The organism is Gracilibacillus phocaeensis (assembly GCF_900626275.1).
Classification (GTDB): domain Bacteria; phylum Bacillota; class Bacilli; order Bacillales; family Amphibacillaceae; genus Gracilibacillus; species Gracilibacillus timonensis.
Window position 1 is genome coordinate 1,068,753 of record NZ_LR131144.1, and the last position, 14,266, is coordinate 1,083,018.

Genomic DNA, 14,266 nt, shown 5'->3' on the forward strand with positions numbered 1-14,266 from the left:
GATAAAAATGATTGAAAACGAAAAAATCGCACAAGAAGAAGAATTATCTTTGAAGTTATTTGTTGTCTTGAACCGAGCGCTAGATGCACTTCAAAAACGGGCAGAAGAAAAAATAAGATCTTTAGGGTTAAACCCAACCGAATTTGGTGTTCTTGAGCTCATTTATCATAAAGGTGAACAGCCTATTCAGAAAATCAGTCAAAAGGTATTGATTGCTAGCAGTAGTATCACGTATGTAGTCGATAAATTAGAAAAGAAAAGGTTGTTAAAAAGAAAACCATGCCCGGACGACCGACGCATCACTTATGCAGCCATAACAGCGGAAGGAACAGCATGGATGGATCAAGTCTTTCCAAAGCATCAATCGGCCATAAAGGAAATATGTGCAGGTTTAGATACAGAAGAAAAGAAAGGAATGATTGAACAGTTAAAAAAGTTGGGTTATTACGCACAACGATGGTGATTTTTTTATCCAATTATCTCGAATTCAAAATATATTAATTCATAATAAATAAAGTATGTTATTTTCAAAAACTTAAGGCTGAATCTAGCTGATTTAAATAACCGGACTATTGGAAAGGATAAATAAACGTTTTTGACAAATAATAGGTAAAGCTTCAAAAAGACGGTGTTGCCGGACGCATTTTATTAAAAGTTCGTATTCAAAAAATTTGATAAAAAGGACCAAGAAGTTCCTTGTTTGACAACACAGAGACTCGGTGCGTTCATTTTGTTGGATTTTTGAACAACCTCTAAAAGGGGGATAAAGATGGGGTTTTTAAATAAACTATTTGGAAGGTCAAATGAATCAAGGGAGATGGAAAATATGTCAAATGCAAAAGTAGCAGTTATTTATTATAGTATGGGTGGTACAAACTATCAAATGGCGAAATGGGCAGTGGAAGCAGCTGAAGCTAATGGTGCGGAAGCAAGATTATTAAAAGTGGAGGAATTAGCTCCAGAATCCGTAATTGAGGGAAATCCGGTATGGAAAGCAACAGTGGAAGCAACAAAGGATGTTCCAGTAGCTTCTTCAGCAGATATTGAGTGGGCAGATGCCATCATTTTCAGTGTTCCTACACGTTTTGGAAATATGCCTTCTCAAATGAAGCAATTCTTGGATATTCAAGGCGGTATTTGGGGAGAAGGAAAAACAATTAATAAAGTAGTAAGTGCCATGTCATCAGCGCAAAACCCTCATGGCGGTCAAGAAGCAACCATTTTATCTCTTTACACGAGTATGATGCATTGGGGAGCTATTATTGTCCCTCCAGGTTATTCCGATCAGGCTTTATTTGCAGCTGGTGGTAATCCTTATGGTACAAGTGTTACCGTTGGTCAAGATGGAAAAATGGTGGAAAAAGTAGAGGAAGCTGTTAAACATCAAGCACAGCGTACCATTACTACAGCAGAATGGGTTAAAAAAGGGAATCAATAACCACTTTCACTATGATCTATTACGTAAGGCGCAAGAACCGGGATTTCTCCTGGTTCTTTTTAATGGTTCTGTTAAAGTTTAACATTGATATAATGAACAAGAATAATCTTCATCGTAATGCCAGTAAAGGCAATATCTTCAGCCTGCTCTTACGTCATAATAGTAAACTTACTTGTTTTGACATTAATGCTCAAGTGATTTCCGAAGCTTCATTATTTCTTCCAATTCCAGACTGGTTAATTCCAATATTTCTTCATCTGAATAGTCCCGACCTATCAGCTTTTTGGCAACATTACGTTCCGCTTCTTCGATGCCTTCCATTTTGCCTTCTTCTCGTCCTACTTCTCTCCCGCGCTCCATCCCTTGTTCCATCCCACGTTCCATGCCTTGCTCCATGCCTTGTTCCATGCCTTGCTCCATCCCACGTTCCAATCCTTGTTTTGTAGCTGCTTCTTCAATCTCTCTAATCAATCGGCCAAACGTCGGGGTGTCTCTTAATTTTTCCATTCCCATAATGTTTTTGCCCTCCTTCTCGTTTTGGATGATGGGTAATGATTCGTAAAATTGTTCCTGTAATTCGTCTGGTAGCTTCATGATATAATCAATAAAATACAATAAGGCAGAAAGATACATGGGATGATGCCGATATTTTTCGTAGGCTAGGTCGACCAGTATCTTCTTATGATCAAACTTGGTTTCCTCGCGTTCTTGCTTCTTTTGTTCCTTACTCTTTTTGTGTTCATCTTTTATTTTGATTTTTTTACTGGCATAGATACCGGCAAGCACCACTAATGCGAAGGGGTTCGGCGATTGTTTCAGTTCTTCTTCGTCTTTCCCGTAAAAGTGATAGGTGTTGTAACGATACGTGATTTCCGTGCCATAAAAGGCATCATGAAACTGATCTTCATAGTTTGCTTCGCTGGCATCCGTTAACAGTGCGATGGCATAAATCGGTTCTGTATGGTTTTCGTAGATGCGGTAAAAATATTGAAACATGCGTCGGGCAAATTTTTTATTCCCAACTGCCTGCACTTCAATATGGATATGGACGTATTGATTTTCCCCGTTTTTTAGTGTTACTTTGGCTAGCTTATCCGTATATCTTTTCCCTTTTGCCTGTCTCAAAATATGCGGGAGAAGCTCTGTACCTTCAAAGTCGATGCCTTTGTCAAAATCAATGTCCGGATACAAATCGGGCGCAAAAAAGGCCATAAATGCTTGAAACAGTTCTTGAATAATGTTTTTCCATAGGCCATCATAATCCGGAGGTGTCGAGCGATAATCATGGGTATCTTCTTTTACTGCGGTTAACATTAGTATACCACATCCTTTCGTTAGCATAAATTTGTTTTCATCTTATCGCTTTATGGCGGGCAAGGCAAAACGGTAAAAGTAGATTTTCATGAGGTGTAGAGGGGAGATAATCGGAATAGTGCCTGGCTATTTGATGATTTTTGCTGAGGTGAACACCTTCAAAATGGGATGTTGCTTTTTTTCAAGAAAGTACAGCAGCAGGTATAGAATTTTCCCTTGAATCACACGTGACGTGATGTTTTATACTTAAATTGCAAGATAAACGGAAAGGAGCAGATGTTATGTATTCCATCGGCCAATTATCCAAAAAAACCGGTGTGACCGTTCGTACACTGGATTACTATGACGAGGTCCAATTACTTCAGCCATCTTCTGCAACGGAGGGAGGCCATCGTCTATACGATGACCAGGATGTATTACGGTTACAGCAAATATTAGCCTTGAAATATATGGGTTTTTCGCTGGAACTAATCAAAGAAAACTTGGATAATCCAGCAGCAACGTGGGAGCAATCACTGGAACAACAGTTGGAGATGGTGAAGCAGCAACAGAGGCAGTTACAGGCACTAGAACAAGCGTTAAGGGGAGTGCTGCACTCTGTTCAAATGGAAGATGAGCTTAAATGGCCCCTTATCTTCGACATTATTCACTTGTTTCAACGCGATCAAGATGCCGTTAACCAACTATATCAGAAATATCTAAGTGAACAAGAACAAGAGATGATTATGCAATTACAAGTAGAAAGAGATAAAGACGATATTCAGGAATGGGCTTGTATTATTCGTAATGTACGTGCCATTTCACACGAACACCCTGGGTCGGAAAAGGCACAAAGATTAGCGGAACAGTGGATGAATAAAGTTCATGCGATGTTTGGGGATAATCATCAGTTACAAGAAAAGATGTGGGATGTAATCCGAAATCATTCCGGAGAGGTTGAATTATATCCCATGGATGAAGAGGTAGTGACGTTTATGGAACGAGCTGTTCGTATCATGAATGAGCGAAAAGGGTAATCATAATGACGAGTTCAAGGAGTGGGGGGAGACGATCAAGTGAAGAAAACGGCGCAAAATCAATATAAAAAGAAGTACCACATTGCTTCCGATAAAAGCTTGGCAATAGAAGTGCAAGCACTGACGAAAAGGTATAATCCAGATGTCCTTGCTCTTAATGGTTTGACTTTCTCTATTAACCGAGGGGAGATTTTTGGATTAATAGGCCCAAATGGTGCGGGAAAATCGACTGCAGTAAAAATAATGACCACATTATCACGGCCAAGTCAAGGAAAGATTCGGCTTTATAATATCGATGCTACCCAGTATCCCAAAAAGGCTCGCCATCTATTTGGATACGTAGCTCAACAATCTGGAGTAGATGGAGAGAGTACAGGTCGTGAAAATCTGATGCTGCAAGGACGTTTATATGGATTAAGAGGGCTCAGATTGCGTGAAAGGGTTGGACAATTATTGACACAATTTAATTTGATAGAGGCTGCGGATCGCCTGACAAAGACCTATTCGGGTGGTATGCAGCGCAAACTGGATTTGGCTATGGGACTGATTCATCGTCCACAACTATTGTTTCTCGATGAACCAACGACTGGACTAGATCCAGAAGCACGCACGTCCCTATGGAAGATGATTCATCACTTAGCTGAGGAAGAAGGTTTAACAGTGTTGTTAACCACGCATTATTTGGAAGAAGCGGATCAACTCTGTAACCGCATGGCCATTATCGATCAGGGGAAGGTTGTCAAACAAGGAACAGCGGGAGAGTTAAAAGCAGAATTAAATGGTGACGTCGTACATATGGAGATAACAGAGACAATAACAGAGTCACGAGCGACAACGATTTTACAAGATATTTCGGGCCTAGATGAAATAATCGTTGAGGCATCCACCTTATATGTTCGTACGAATCGCGGTGCGGAACAACTACCCACATTGATCAATGCTATTAAATCAGCAAATATAGAAGTACAGTCAGCAACTATTTCTCGTCCATCGCTAGATGATGTGTATTTACGTCATACCGGGCGAATATTTGCTGAAAATGAGGAGGTATAACCCAAGATGAATATAATGATAGATTCTTGGTATATGATGATGCGCAATCTGCGGCAAATTGCTCGTTCCCCATTTATTATCGCCATCAATCTTATACAGCCAATTCTTTATATGCTTTTGTTCAGTTCGATATTTACCAACGTTGTACAGCTTCCAGGATTTGAAGCAGATGCTTATATTGATTTTCTTAGTCCGGGGATTGTAGTGATGAGTACGCTGACGGCAGGAAGTTATGCTGGCATGGGTATCCTTTCTGATTATAGACAAGGAGTACTGCAGCGTTTTCTTGTTACGCCGATTCACCGTTCATCCATTATCATTGGTTTCCTTTCCCAACATGTTGTCACGTTGATGGTGCAAGCAAGTATGATGATTGGTCTGGCATTTGTTATGGGCGCTCGTTTTGAAGGAGGTCTCAGCGGCATTGCCATCCTTCTTTTATGTAGTGTCTTACTTGGCGTTTCCTTTGGCGCATTATCCATCGCGTTTGCTATTATCATTCGCCAAGAAGAAGGATTAACCTCTATTGTCGCTTTTTCGACGATGCCTCTCTTATTTATCTCAGGCTTGTTTATGCCTTTACAGCTGGTGCCAAACTGGGTACAAACCTTAGCTGGTTTCAACCCAGTAAATTGGGCAATCGAAGCAAGTCGAGGAGCATTAACGATGAGTATTAATGGTAGTATCTGGATTCCTGTCGGATATTTAATTATTTTCACAGTTGTTGCCCTTGGTTTAGCTACTTATGCTTTTTACCGTTATCAGCGTTCTGTATAAAATGGAATGTGATAAGGGTGGTCCTGAAAAAATGGATAGTATGGTCATCACGTATCTAAACCTAACTGTTTTTAATCAGTTAGGTTTTTTCATGCTCTATTAGAAGTTGACAAGCAAAACGGGAACGTCTATACTAAATAAAACCGACCGGTTGGTATTTTTATAGTATAGGAAGTGATTCGTTTATTTAAAAAATAATGCGCAGCACAGGTAATGGTTGAAAATACAGTAATTGTTCGATATTTCAAGGAGACGCGAAAAGATAGAAAGGCGGTTACCATTTTTACAGTACATGATGAAGTTATTGGCAGCGGCGTATGTCGTAATATATAGATTGCAAACGTTATATTAGAGGAGGAATGAACATTGAGTAAATCGTACGTGGTAGAGGTAGAAAATCTGACAAAAACCTTTTCTGGAAAGGAAGTGATCAAGCAGTGTGATATGCATGTGACAGAAGGTACCATCTATGGCTTTTTGGGGGCAAACGGAGCAGGGAAGACGACGGTATTCAAGCTCTTGTCCGGGTTACTGACGCCAACCATGGGTGAAGTATATGTTTTAGGGAAAGAGGTTAGCTCGCAGCGCCATTCGATTTTAGCGAAGATTGGTACATTAATTGAAACACCATTATTTTATGAGCACTTATCCGCAACAGAAAATCTCAAGATACATCTAGCTTATATGGCAAAGGATCATGGGGATATCGCTTCTGTTTTATCCAAAGTTGGACTCCCTCATACAGGAGCTCAGCCTGTTTCGGAATTTTCACTAGGTATGCGGCAGCGCTTAGCAATTGCAAGGGCCATTATTCACCAGCCCAGATTGTTGATCTTAGACGAACCAGTAAACGGGCTGGATCCGGTAGGTATTCGAGAAATGCGAGAGCTCTTTTTGGATCTTGTTATCAACGAACAGATGACCATCCTGATATCCAGTCATATATTAAGTGAAATGGAGCAGGTAGCCGATGAAATTGGTGTGATTGTCGATGGTCAGATCATCGAGGAAGTTCCTTTATCTTCTATCCAACAACAATTTCCCAATGGCTTAGAACCATATTTTTTTGATTTAATGAGTGGGGGTAAGTAACATGGTTGCTTTAATGAAACTGGAATTAAGAAAACATCATATAAACACCTACCTCATTGCGGCTTTGGTTCTTACTATGGTGATGCTGGCTTTTATTTATCTATTTGCTTATGTACCGCAATTTGATCCCAATGATGCCGATTTACACTTGTTTGTTGGTTACCAAAACATTATCTCTTTATTTGGTGTCATCCATATGACAGTCTTTTGTATATTAGCATCCGTTATGTATACACGTTTCGTGATTGACGAATATACAGGAAAACGAGTGATACGTCTTTTTTCGTACCCTGTCAAAAGAGGAAAGGTATTCTTTTCCAAGGTGCTGGTTATTTCGTTATTTACCATGATAACGATGCTGATTAGCAGTATCCTTATTTTCAGTATTTTTGGATTAAGTGAAACGATCTCTCCAATAGTCGATGAAAGGATGACAGTTGCCTTTATCACCAAAGCCATAAAAACTACCATTGTGCTGGCCATTGCTGCTGCAAGCTTAAGTATCATTGCCATGGGGATTGGATTCATCCAGCGATCGGTTCCGACAACTATTATTTCTGCTATTCTGCTTAGCTCTATTTTTTGCAATATCGTCGCTGGGACCTTAAGCACATCAGACACACCGATTATTCTCGCTATGATCTTGGCCATCTTAGGTGGAGTCTTTGTAGTCGGCATGTTAGCAAAGAAAATTAATCAAATGGAGGCCGGATAACCATGGAAGAAAAAATCGAAAACAATATAGACAATGCTTTAGGCGTGATCGCTCCTCAGCTTACAATATTTAGTATGATAATAGGTATGGTGCTGATTGTCTTAGGTATGATATTCTGCTTGAAAAAATCATCCAAAAAACACTTGAAAACAACCTGGATCCTATGTATCGGTATTGGTATTCTTGCCATCATCAGCAATTTAATGCAGCTATGATCATTTGCATGTGACGAAGGAGTGTTATTTTGAAGGAAAAGAATAATCGCAATAGAATATGGAGTAACTTTAATTTTGTTGTCCTGTTAATAGGGCGGTGTCTTTCCAATATCGGCAGCAGCTTGTATGCAGTTGCCGCCATGTGGCTAGTGTATGAATTAGGTGGTTCTAGTTTTTATACAGGGCTGGCACTTTTTCTCACCCAGGCACCTGCACTTTTGCAAGTGATACTTGGCCCTGTGATCGATCAATTCCACATAAAAAAATTGTTGGTTTATACGCAAATGTTACAAGTATTACTTCTGCTTGTCATTCCTATGGCGGATCTGTTTGGATTTTTAACGATTACGGCCGTGCTCATCATCATGCCGATGATTGCTTTATGCAATCAATTTCTGTACCCAGCTCAATTATCGCTCCTGCCAAAAATTCTAAAGAAAGACCAGCTAACAAAAGGAAATTCCCTTTTTGCGGTTGCGTATCAAGGAACGGAGGCGCTCTTTGATGCCATTGCTGGTTTACTGCTGGTCTTGATCGGAGCTGTTACCATCTTGTATATTAACAGTTTTATGTTTATATTATCGGGACTTATGTTTTTAGCTCTTCGTTTTCCTTTTACATCACTTTCTAGAACGTCAGATTCTCAAAAGAAGACGATAAAAGAGCTGGTCTCAGGCTATTACATTCAATTAAAGGAAGGCATACAAACGCTCTTGCATCCATTTTTTATGTGGCTGCTCGGAGGTGTTCTATTTGTAAATTTGGCAGGCTCTGCAATGTTTGCCATTCTTCCTGCATTTAGTGCTGCACAAGGCGGAGCTTCCTACTATGGATTCTTTTTGTCTGCAGCGGGGATCGGAATGATTGCAGGTGCAGGACTTGTATCCGTCTTCCAACTTCAGAAAGTTCGAGTCGGGAGATTATATACGATAATCATAGCTCTAAAAGGAATTTGCATGATTATCCTTGCCTTCATTACTACTCCTTGGATGTCTATTATATTGTTTGGTTTAGCTTGGCTTCCAGCAGGGATTATAAATGTCACGTCACAAGTGATTATTCAGTCTTCTATCTCGGAAGATAAATTAGGTCGTGTGATGGCAGCGGTATTAGGTATATCTGCAGGTATTGCACCGATAGGCGCTTTGCTTGGCGGCGCTATAGGAGCTATTACATCAAGTGTGTTCATTATTCTTGTAGGAGGTATATGGATGTTTAGCGTAGGTGTGATTTGGCGATTTAGTAAAACGATGCGAAATGTTCCTGCGATAGAAGAACTAACGCCGGACTCATGGAGCATAAGATAATGTTTCACCTACATAAGTGAGGGTGTCTTATTTTCAAACGAGGTACTATCAGGAAATAAAGCGAGCAAAGACTTGTTTGTCACACGTTTTTGTGCTTTTATCCCAAACCAAATCGCAACAAAAAAAGAGCATTTTTTGACTTCTACATATATTCATTATATAATACTCAACATTAAGTAAAGGATGTGATGTTGATGACAAGGTTGCTGGTTCTCTGCATGTTGGACATAAAGCCAATGTCTGGTTATGATATTCAACAGGCATTGCGAATGACTGACGCAGAAAGGTGGGGCGGTGTACTCATTGGTTCGATTTATCATGCACTTAAAAAATTAGAGAAAGACGGCTATATTATGATAGACCGGGTGGAGCAAACAGGTCACCGGCAAAAATTCACCTATCGAATCACAGAAAAGGGTAAAGAGCACCTTCAAGAGTTGATTCGTGATGCATTAACCAATCCTTCTATCTCCTATCCGTCGTCTTTATATGCAGGCATCTCTTTTTTTGATAAGTTACCTGTTGAAGAAGCGCGACAAGCATTGGAACAACAACAAATCCATTTGGAAAAAGAATATACAAGTGTTCAAATGGGATGGGAGGAAAAGCGTGAAGCCACGGAAGGTGCGATTCCTCCTATGGTACAATTGGTTTTTGATCATATGTTCGCCACTATTAGGCAGCAACAGGATTTCGTTGAAAAAGCTTTGGCCTATTTGCAATCAGACGATTCGTCATTCTCTCTCTAAGTGGGGCGGTCTCTGAGTGATTCAGTTTACCAATCAAACTATGTTGCATCGGACTGATGGTATTAGTGTATATGCTATTTTTTGCCGGAATGACGTGGTTAAAAGGCAGAGCCAATGAAAAGTTATAAGATATGGAAAGCATCTATGATGGATAGATGCTTTTTGTTTGGTATGAATAAAAGAGCAAGTTGATCATTCTGTAAAGGTTGCAAGGTTTTCTAATGTGGAGTTTAAACCAACATCATGGTCTTCCTTTGTCACTCCTTCCGGTACATTCTCACAAACAACCGTAACTTTTGTACCATTTGAAACAGGTTCCAATACCCAGCTTTGGATCATTTCACCTGAAAAGGCTGGATCATCCGAAGCAAATAGGATCGCTTGCACAATCCGTTTATTCGGAACTAGTTCTAAAAACTTACCTTGTATGGCATCTGTGTTTTCCGATGACTTACCATGTATAGAGGTAGCCTCTTCATAAGTAAGAGTTATGTTGAAAAATCCTCCCTCTACAGGATCAAACTTGCCGATAGTACCTGTCATACCCTGTGGAGGAAGCCATGAGATCAGCGCCTCCGGATTTAGAAAGGCCTGATAAATAGTTTGGATAGATGAATGAATGACTCTGGAAGCAGAATCTGTTCTTCTATTACGCATCATATTCACTCCCTTCTAGAGTTGGTCCATTCTAAGTATAGCAAATAGTGAATGTCTAGATTTCTTTTCGATTGCTAAAACTTAAGGAAATTAGTTATCGACTAGACGAATGAGCCTTTTATACGTTTTGTTTTTGTGTGTTCAAAAGACAACGCCTTATTAGTTTCCGGCTCTTATACTCATCCATCAAATGCGTAATAGGAGGCTTACCTATTAACGGGTCCAAAAGAGAAATTGCTTTATGGGATATTGGAGTGGGCCTGGCTACTATGGTGACACAGATTTAAAAAACATCCAATATGCTCAAATACTTGCTTTTTTGGCGACTGTATGAGGTGGCTTATTGGGTGCCCATCACTTGATCGCCACTTTAACTTATTCGGCTAATACTTCCTTACATTGGCTTGGAGCGATAGAAGTGCTCGGAATCGGAAACTTACTTGGTTTGTTCGCTCTTTATCAATCTTCGTTTTTTCATAACCTATTTCAACGATCGGATACTTAGTTCACCGAACGGTCAGGAATATCTTTCTGGTTTTGATTGGACAAACGCAATAAGGAATTTAGTTGATACCGTACATTTGCCTTTCCCCTTTGGCCTGTAGTTACATTTACTATGTTAAGGAAAGAAATGGGGTGCATACAAATGCGTTATCAACTAGAAAAATATGTCGATCCACTTCCAAGAATGAAGCGTCTCCAACCGATGAAAAAAACGAAGGACGGCGTTCATTATGAGATGACGATGAAGCCATTCAAGAGTAAGTTGCATCGTGATTTACCAGCTACCTCTTTATGGGGATATAACGGACAATTTCCTGGGCCGATAATAGAAGCAAATCGTGATGAACCTGTTCACGTCACCTGGCTTAATCAATTGCCAAATAAACATCTTCTGCCGGTCGATGTATCCATTCATGGACTCAACCAGCTTCCTGCTGTACGCACGGTCGTACATTTACATGGAATAGAAACTAAACCAGACAGTGATGGTCATCCAGAAGCATGGTACACCAATGGTTTTCGCGAAATAGGGCCTAATTTTTCCAGAAAAACGTTCACGTATCCGAATCATCAGCGCAGCAGCCTCTTATGGTACCATGATCATGCGATGGGCATTACACGATTGAATGTGTATGCAGGGCTAGCTGGAATGTATATTCTTCGAGATAAGCAAGAGAAAGAATTAAACCTGCCAAGCGGTGAATATGAGGTTCCTCTTATGATTACAGACAAAAGCTTTCAGGAAGATGGGTCGTTATTTTACCCATCACAGCCTGATGGAGCAGCAGCAAGTTTGCCCAACCCATCTATTCTACCCGCCTTCAATGGTGATACGATATTAGTGAATGGAAAGGTATGGCCATACTTGGAGGTGGAACCTAGAAAATATCGTTTTCGAATGTTGAATGCTTCCAATACAAGGTCTTATCGACTACAGCTTGATCCCAATATAGGCCTCCAGCAAATTGGCTCTGATGGGGGATTACTCAGAAATGCGGTAGGGATGGAAGAAATCCATTTTCATCCCGCCGAACGAATCGATGTCATTATTGATTTCTCGCAAGCAGGGGGCAGGTCCATTTTGTTGAAAAATAACTTAGGGCAAGACGCAGATCCAAAAGATGACACCAGTCATATCATGCAATTTCGTGTTACAAAGGGATTAAAAAATAAAGATCAAAGTCTCTTGCCTGCAGATCTATCTACTATTCCTTCGTTAAAACAAAATAATATTTCTACCATTCGCTATTTAAAATTAGTGGGGTCATCAGACCAATTTGGTCGCCCTTTATTGCTGCTAAACAATAAGCATTGGCATGATCCCGTTACCGAAAAACCAAAGCTAGGGGCAACGGAGGTTTGGGCTTTTACCAATACCACCAATTTTTCTCATCCGATTCACATCCATCTAATACAATTTCAAATATTGGATCATCAGCCATTTGACCTTGAACGATATAATGCAGACGGTCACATCACCTTTACAGGCCCACCTAAAGCACCAGCCGCCAATCAGCGCGGGTGGAAAGATACATTGGAGGTTCCTGCCGCCAATATTACCAGAGTCATTGCAAAGTTTGCACCATATAGCGGGGAATTCGTCTGGCACTGTCATATTTTAGAACATGAAGATTATGATATGATGCGTCCTTATATAGTGGAAGACGACGAACAGTAGCCCTGATGGAGATCAACTAGAATGGTTTCGGATTGCTTGGTAACGTAGAACGGAATAATAACGATAAAAGGGGCATCCACATTTCGTTGCTTCTTTTATCGTTTTATTATAAATAGCCGCCATCTATTCGAACAGATGAATAAAACCTTTCTATATGGATGATGTATTAAAAAACACAATTTAGTCATGCGGTACATGATTTGCATGATCGTTAATCAAGTAAATAGAATAGAAGTTTACAAATTTAAAAGTAGGGTAGATAGTAATTACATAATAGAGAGGGAGGCGTTATTATCAAGTATACTTCTTTAATCATCCTTACGTTGGTCGGGTTCGTACTCTTCGCAGGGACAGTAGCGGCCGAGAAGCATTATGAAGTACAATCAGGAGATACGGTATACCGTATTGCGCAGGACTATCAAGTAGATGTAAATACAATCATTGCCGCCAATTCATCTATAGCAGATACTGCTTCTATTGTACCCGGGCAAACATTAAACATCCCAGATGAAACGGGAACACCTTTTACCGTTACAGCTTATACGGCTGGACCCGAATCTACAGGAAAAGAACCCGGTGATCCCGCTTATGGTATCACAGCGTCTGGTGAAGTGGTAGAAGAAGGAAGGACCATTGCGTGCCCGTCATCTCTTTCTTTTGGTACGAAGATACATATTCCCGAGTTAAATGAAACGTATGTGTGTGAAGACCGGGGGAGTGCGATTACAAATGGCCATTTAGATATTTATATAGAAGACTTAGACGAGGCATTGGAATTTGGTGTACAACAATTGCAAGCGAAAGTGTGGACCTATTAAGCCGAAGAGAAAGATGGAGGAATTTAACACAACAAGCAGTCGATCTATAGAATGTATGTAGGTTGGGTGCTTTCTTTTTTTGCGAATGGTAGGATGAAGCTTCATTATAAAAAAAGTGCCCGCTGGATAAGTAAGCAGACACTTACAAGAATCGTTCAACATAGCAGGGATCAAAATGAATGATTTCAATCACTTCTACACTTAATAAAAAGAAGGTTTGGACCAATTAGTATTTGGTTCCACTACACCTAAACTGTTGTTTCGATATTTTTCCGGGTCCGAAAGAATATCCATAATCAATCGCACAACGGCTTCGCGCGTCACTTGTGCACCGGTAAAGGGTTCCCCCTTTTGAGAAATTTCATAGTTTTCGTTTCCTTTTTGATTGTATAACCAGGTTAGTCTTAAGAGCGTATAATGCAGTCCTGAAGTTTCCACTATTCTAGCAGATTCTTTATGACGATTAACAGCCCTTTGACCAACCATTCGAACATTCCATTTACCAAATTCACCTACTACTTCATCGTAAATACCTAGCACACTTGCGCAAATAATCCAGGATTTCTTCTCCTGTTTCATTACTTCTATAATGTTTTGAGTTGGTTCTGGATAAGTCATATCATTCAAGAAAACCAAATCAACATCTTGCATGGCTTGTGCCAAAGTCGCTGTATCCTCGAAATCTCCTGAGACAATTTTCTCTCTGTAGGGTTCCTGGATATGCAAGCGCCGAACAGCATTACGTGCATATAGAATCAGTTGATGGTCTGTTTCAGCCAACAGTCTTTCCGTCAGCATGCGGCCAATTTGTCCTGCAGCTCCTAAAATTAATATTTTCATTGGTTAAAGACTCCTTTCATTTCCTGCATCCGTATACGTATGTCAAAAATGCTTTCTGAATCCGAAGATACAGAAAGCATAGTGACAGACTAT

The 14,266-nt window shown here is 40.1% G+C and carries 15 protein-coding genes; 12 read left to right on the forward strand and 3 right to left on the reverse strand.

The genetic code is table 11. The features are described from left to right. The first annotated feature begins 7 nt into the window (after positions 1 to 7). Positions 8 to 463 (forward strand): MarR family winged helix-turn-helix transcriptional regulator, encoded by a 456-nt coding sequence (locus E0E32_RS12930; RefSeq protein WP_066193364.1) that lies wholly within the window; start codon positions 8 to 10, stop codon positions 461 to 463. A gap of 363 nt (positions 464 to 826) precedes the next feature. Continuing rightward, positions 827 to 1,438, forward strand: coding sequence for an NAD(P)H:quinone oxidoreductase (wrbA, locus tag E0E32_RS12935; RefSeq protein WP_066196506.1), 612 nt, complete (start codon positions 827 to 829; stop codon positions 1,436 to 1,438). Between the two features lie 183 nt (positions 1,439 to 1,621). Here wrbA and E0E32_RS12940 read toward each other — a convergent pair whose 3' ends face one another. After that, a complete protein-coding gene (locus E0E32_RS12940; protein ID WP_165445029.1) occupies positions 1,622 to 2,752 on the reverse strand; it encodes an Rpn family recombination-promoting nuclease/putative transposase in 1,131 nt (376 codons plus the stop codon). Positions 2,753 to 3,033: 281 nt separating this feature from the next. Between E0E32_RS12940 and E0E32_RS12945 the strand changes: the two genes are divergently transcribed. The 8 genes from E0E32_RS12945 (at position 3,034) to E0E32_RS12980 (ending at position 9,676) form a co-directional block, all read left to right on the forward strand. Beyond that, positions 3,034 to 3,768 carry a MerR family transcriptional regulator gene (locus E0E32_RS12945; protein WP_130859907.1) on the forward strand — a complete coding sequence of 245 codons (735 nt, stop codon included), beginning with the start codon at positions 3,034 to 3,036 and terminating at the stop codon, positions 3,766 to 3,768. 39 nt (positions 3,769 to 3,807) lie between these two features. Continuing rightward, positions 3,808 to 4,821 (forward strand): ATP-binding cassette domain-containing protein, encoded by a 1,014-nt coding sequence (locus tag E0E32_RS12950; protein WP_207302286.1) that lies wholly within the window; start codon positions 3,808 to 3,810, stop codon positions 4,819 to 4,821. 6 nt (positions 4,822 to 4,827) lie between these two features. Further along, positions 4,828 to 5,598 (forward strand): ABC transporter permease, encoded by a 771-nt coding sequence (locus E0E32_RS12955; RefSeq protein ID WP_066193369.1) that lies wholly within the window; start codon positions 4,828 to 4,830, stop codon positions 5,596 to 5,598. Positions 5,599 to 5,964: 366 nt separating this feature from the next. Beyond that, a complete protein-coding gene (locus E0E32_RS12960; RefSeq protein WP_286171908.1) occupies positions 5,965 to 6,690 on the forward strand; it encodes an ABC transporter ATP-binding protein in 726 nt (241 codons plus the stop codon). A gap of 1 nt (position 6,691) precedes the next feature. Continuing rightward, entirely contained in the window at positions 6,692 to 7,405 is a 714-nt protein-coding gene (locus E0E32_RS12965) for an ABC transporter permease (protein ID WP_066193373.1), read from the forward strand. A gap of 2 nt (positions 7,406 to 7,407) precedes the next feature. Continuing rightward, positions 7,408 to 7,620, forward strand: coding sequence for a hypothetical protein (locus E0E32_RS12970; RefSeq protein ID WP_066193375.1), 213 nt, complete (start codon positions 7,408 to 7,410; stop codon positions 7,618 to 7,620). 29 nt (positions 7,621 to 7,649) lie between these two features. After that, positions 7,650 to 8,927: an MFS transporter gene (locus tag E0E32_RS12975; protein WP_165445030.1), complete on the forward strand. Its 1,278-nt coding sequence runs from the start codon at positions 7,650 to 7,652 to the stop codon at positions 8,925 to 8,927. A 194-nt stretch (positions 8,928 to 9,121) separates the two neighbouring features. Beyond that, positions 9,122 to 9,676, forward strand: a complete 555-nt coding sequence (locus E0E32_RS12980; RefSeq protein WP_130859909.1) for a PadR family transcriptional regulator — start codon at positions 9,122 to 9,124, stop codon at positions 9,674 to 9,676. Positions 9,677 to 9,868: 192 nt separating this feature from the next. Here E0E32_RS12980 and E0E32_RS12985 read toward each other — a convergent pair whose 3' ends face one another. Then, the gene (locus E0E32_RS12985) at positions 9,869 to 10,333 is read right to left on the reverse strand and encodes an SRPBCC domain-containing protein (RefSeq protein ID WP_066196514.1); all 465 of its coding nucleotides are present in this window, start codon (positions 10,331 to 10,333) and stop codon (positions 9,869 to 9,871) included. Between the two features lie 646 nt (positions 10,334 to 10,979). Between E0E32_RS12985 and E0E32_RS12990 the strand changes: the two genes are divergently transcribed. Both E0E32_RS12990 and E0E32_RS12995 read left to right on the forward strand, forming a co-directional pair. Beyond that, positions 10,980 to 12,515 (forward strand): multicopper oxidase family protein, encoded by a 1,536-nt coding sequence (locus tag E0E32_RS12990; RefSeq protein WP_130859911.1) that lies wholly within the window; start codon positions 10,980 to 10,982, stop codon positions 12,513 to 12,515. A 323-nt stretch (positions 12,516 to 12,838) separates the two neighbouring features. Next, entirely contained in the window at positions 12,839 to 13,333 is a 495-nt protein-coding gene (locus tag E0E32_RS12995) for a LysM peptidoglycan-binding domain-containing protein (protein ID WP_235817541.1), read from the forward strand. 201 nt (positions 13,334 to 13,534) lie between these two features. Here E0E32_RS12995 and E0E32_RS13000 read toward each other — a convergent pair whose 3' ends face one another. After that, positions 13,535 to 14,173: an NAD(P)H-binding protein gene (locus E0E32_RS13000; RefSeq protein WP_130859912.1), complete on the reverse strand. Its 639-nt coding sequence runs from the start codon at positions 14,171 to 14,173 to the stop codon at positions 13,535 to 13,537. Between the last annotated feature and the right edge of the window lie 93 nt (positions 14,174 to 14,266).

Coding starts and splice junctions, on each gene's coding strand:
- E0E32_RS12930 (WP_066193364.1), top strand. CDS start 8: ATGATTGAAAACGAAAAAATCGCACAAGAAGAAGAATTATCTTTGAAG.
- wrbA (WP_066196506.1), top strand. CDS start 827: ATGTCAAATGCAAAAGTAGCAGTTATTTATTATAGTATGGGTGGTACA.
- E0E32_RS12940 (WP_165445029.1), bottom strand. CDS start 2,752: ATGTTAACCGCAGTAAAAGAAGATACCCATGATTATCGCTCGACACCT.
- E0E32_RS12945 (WP_130859907.1), top strand. CDS start 3,034: ATGTATTCCATCGGCCAATTATCCAAAAAAACCGGTGTGACCGTTCGT.
- E0E32_RS12955 (WP_066193369.1), top strand. CDS start 4,828: ATGAATATAATGATAGATTCTTGGTATATGATGATGCGCAATCTGCGG.
- E0E32_RS12965 (WP_066193373.1), top strand. CDS start 6,692: ATGGTTGCTTTAATGAAACTGGAATTAAGAAAACATCATATAAACACC.
- E0E32_RS12970 (WP_066193375.1), top strand. CDS start 7,408: ATGGAAGAAAAAATCGAAAACAATATAGACAATGCTTTAGGCGTGATC.
- E0E32_RS12980 (WP_130859909.1), top strand. CDS start 9,122: ATGACAAGGTTGCTGGTTCTCTGCATGTTGGACATAAAGCCAATGTCT.
- E0E32_RS12985 (WP_066196514.1), bottom strand. CDS start 10,333: ATGCGTAATAGAAGAACAGATTCTGCTTCCAGAGTCATTCATTCATCT.
- E0E32_RS12990 (WP_130859911.1), top strand. CDS start 10,980: ATGCGTTATCAACTAGAAAAATATGTCGATCCACTTCCAAGAATGAAG.
- E0E32_RS13000 (WP_130859912.1), bottom strand. CDS start 14,173: ATGAAAATATTAATTTTAGGAGCTGCAGGACAAATTGGCCGCATGCTG.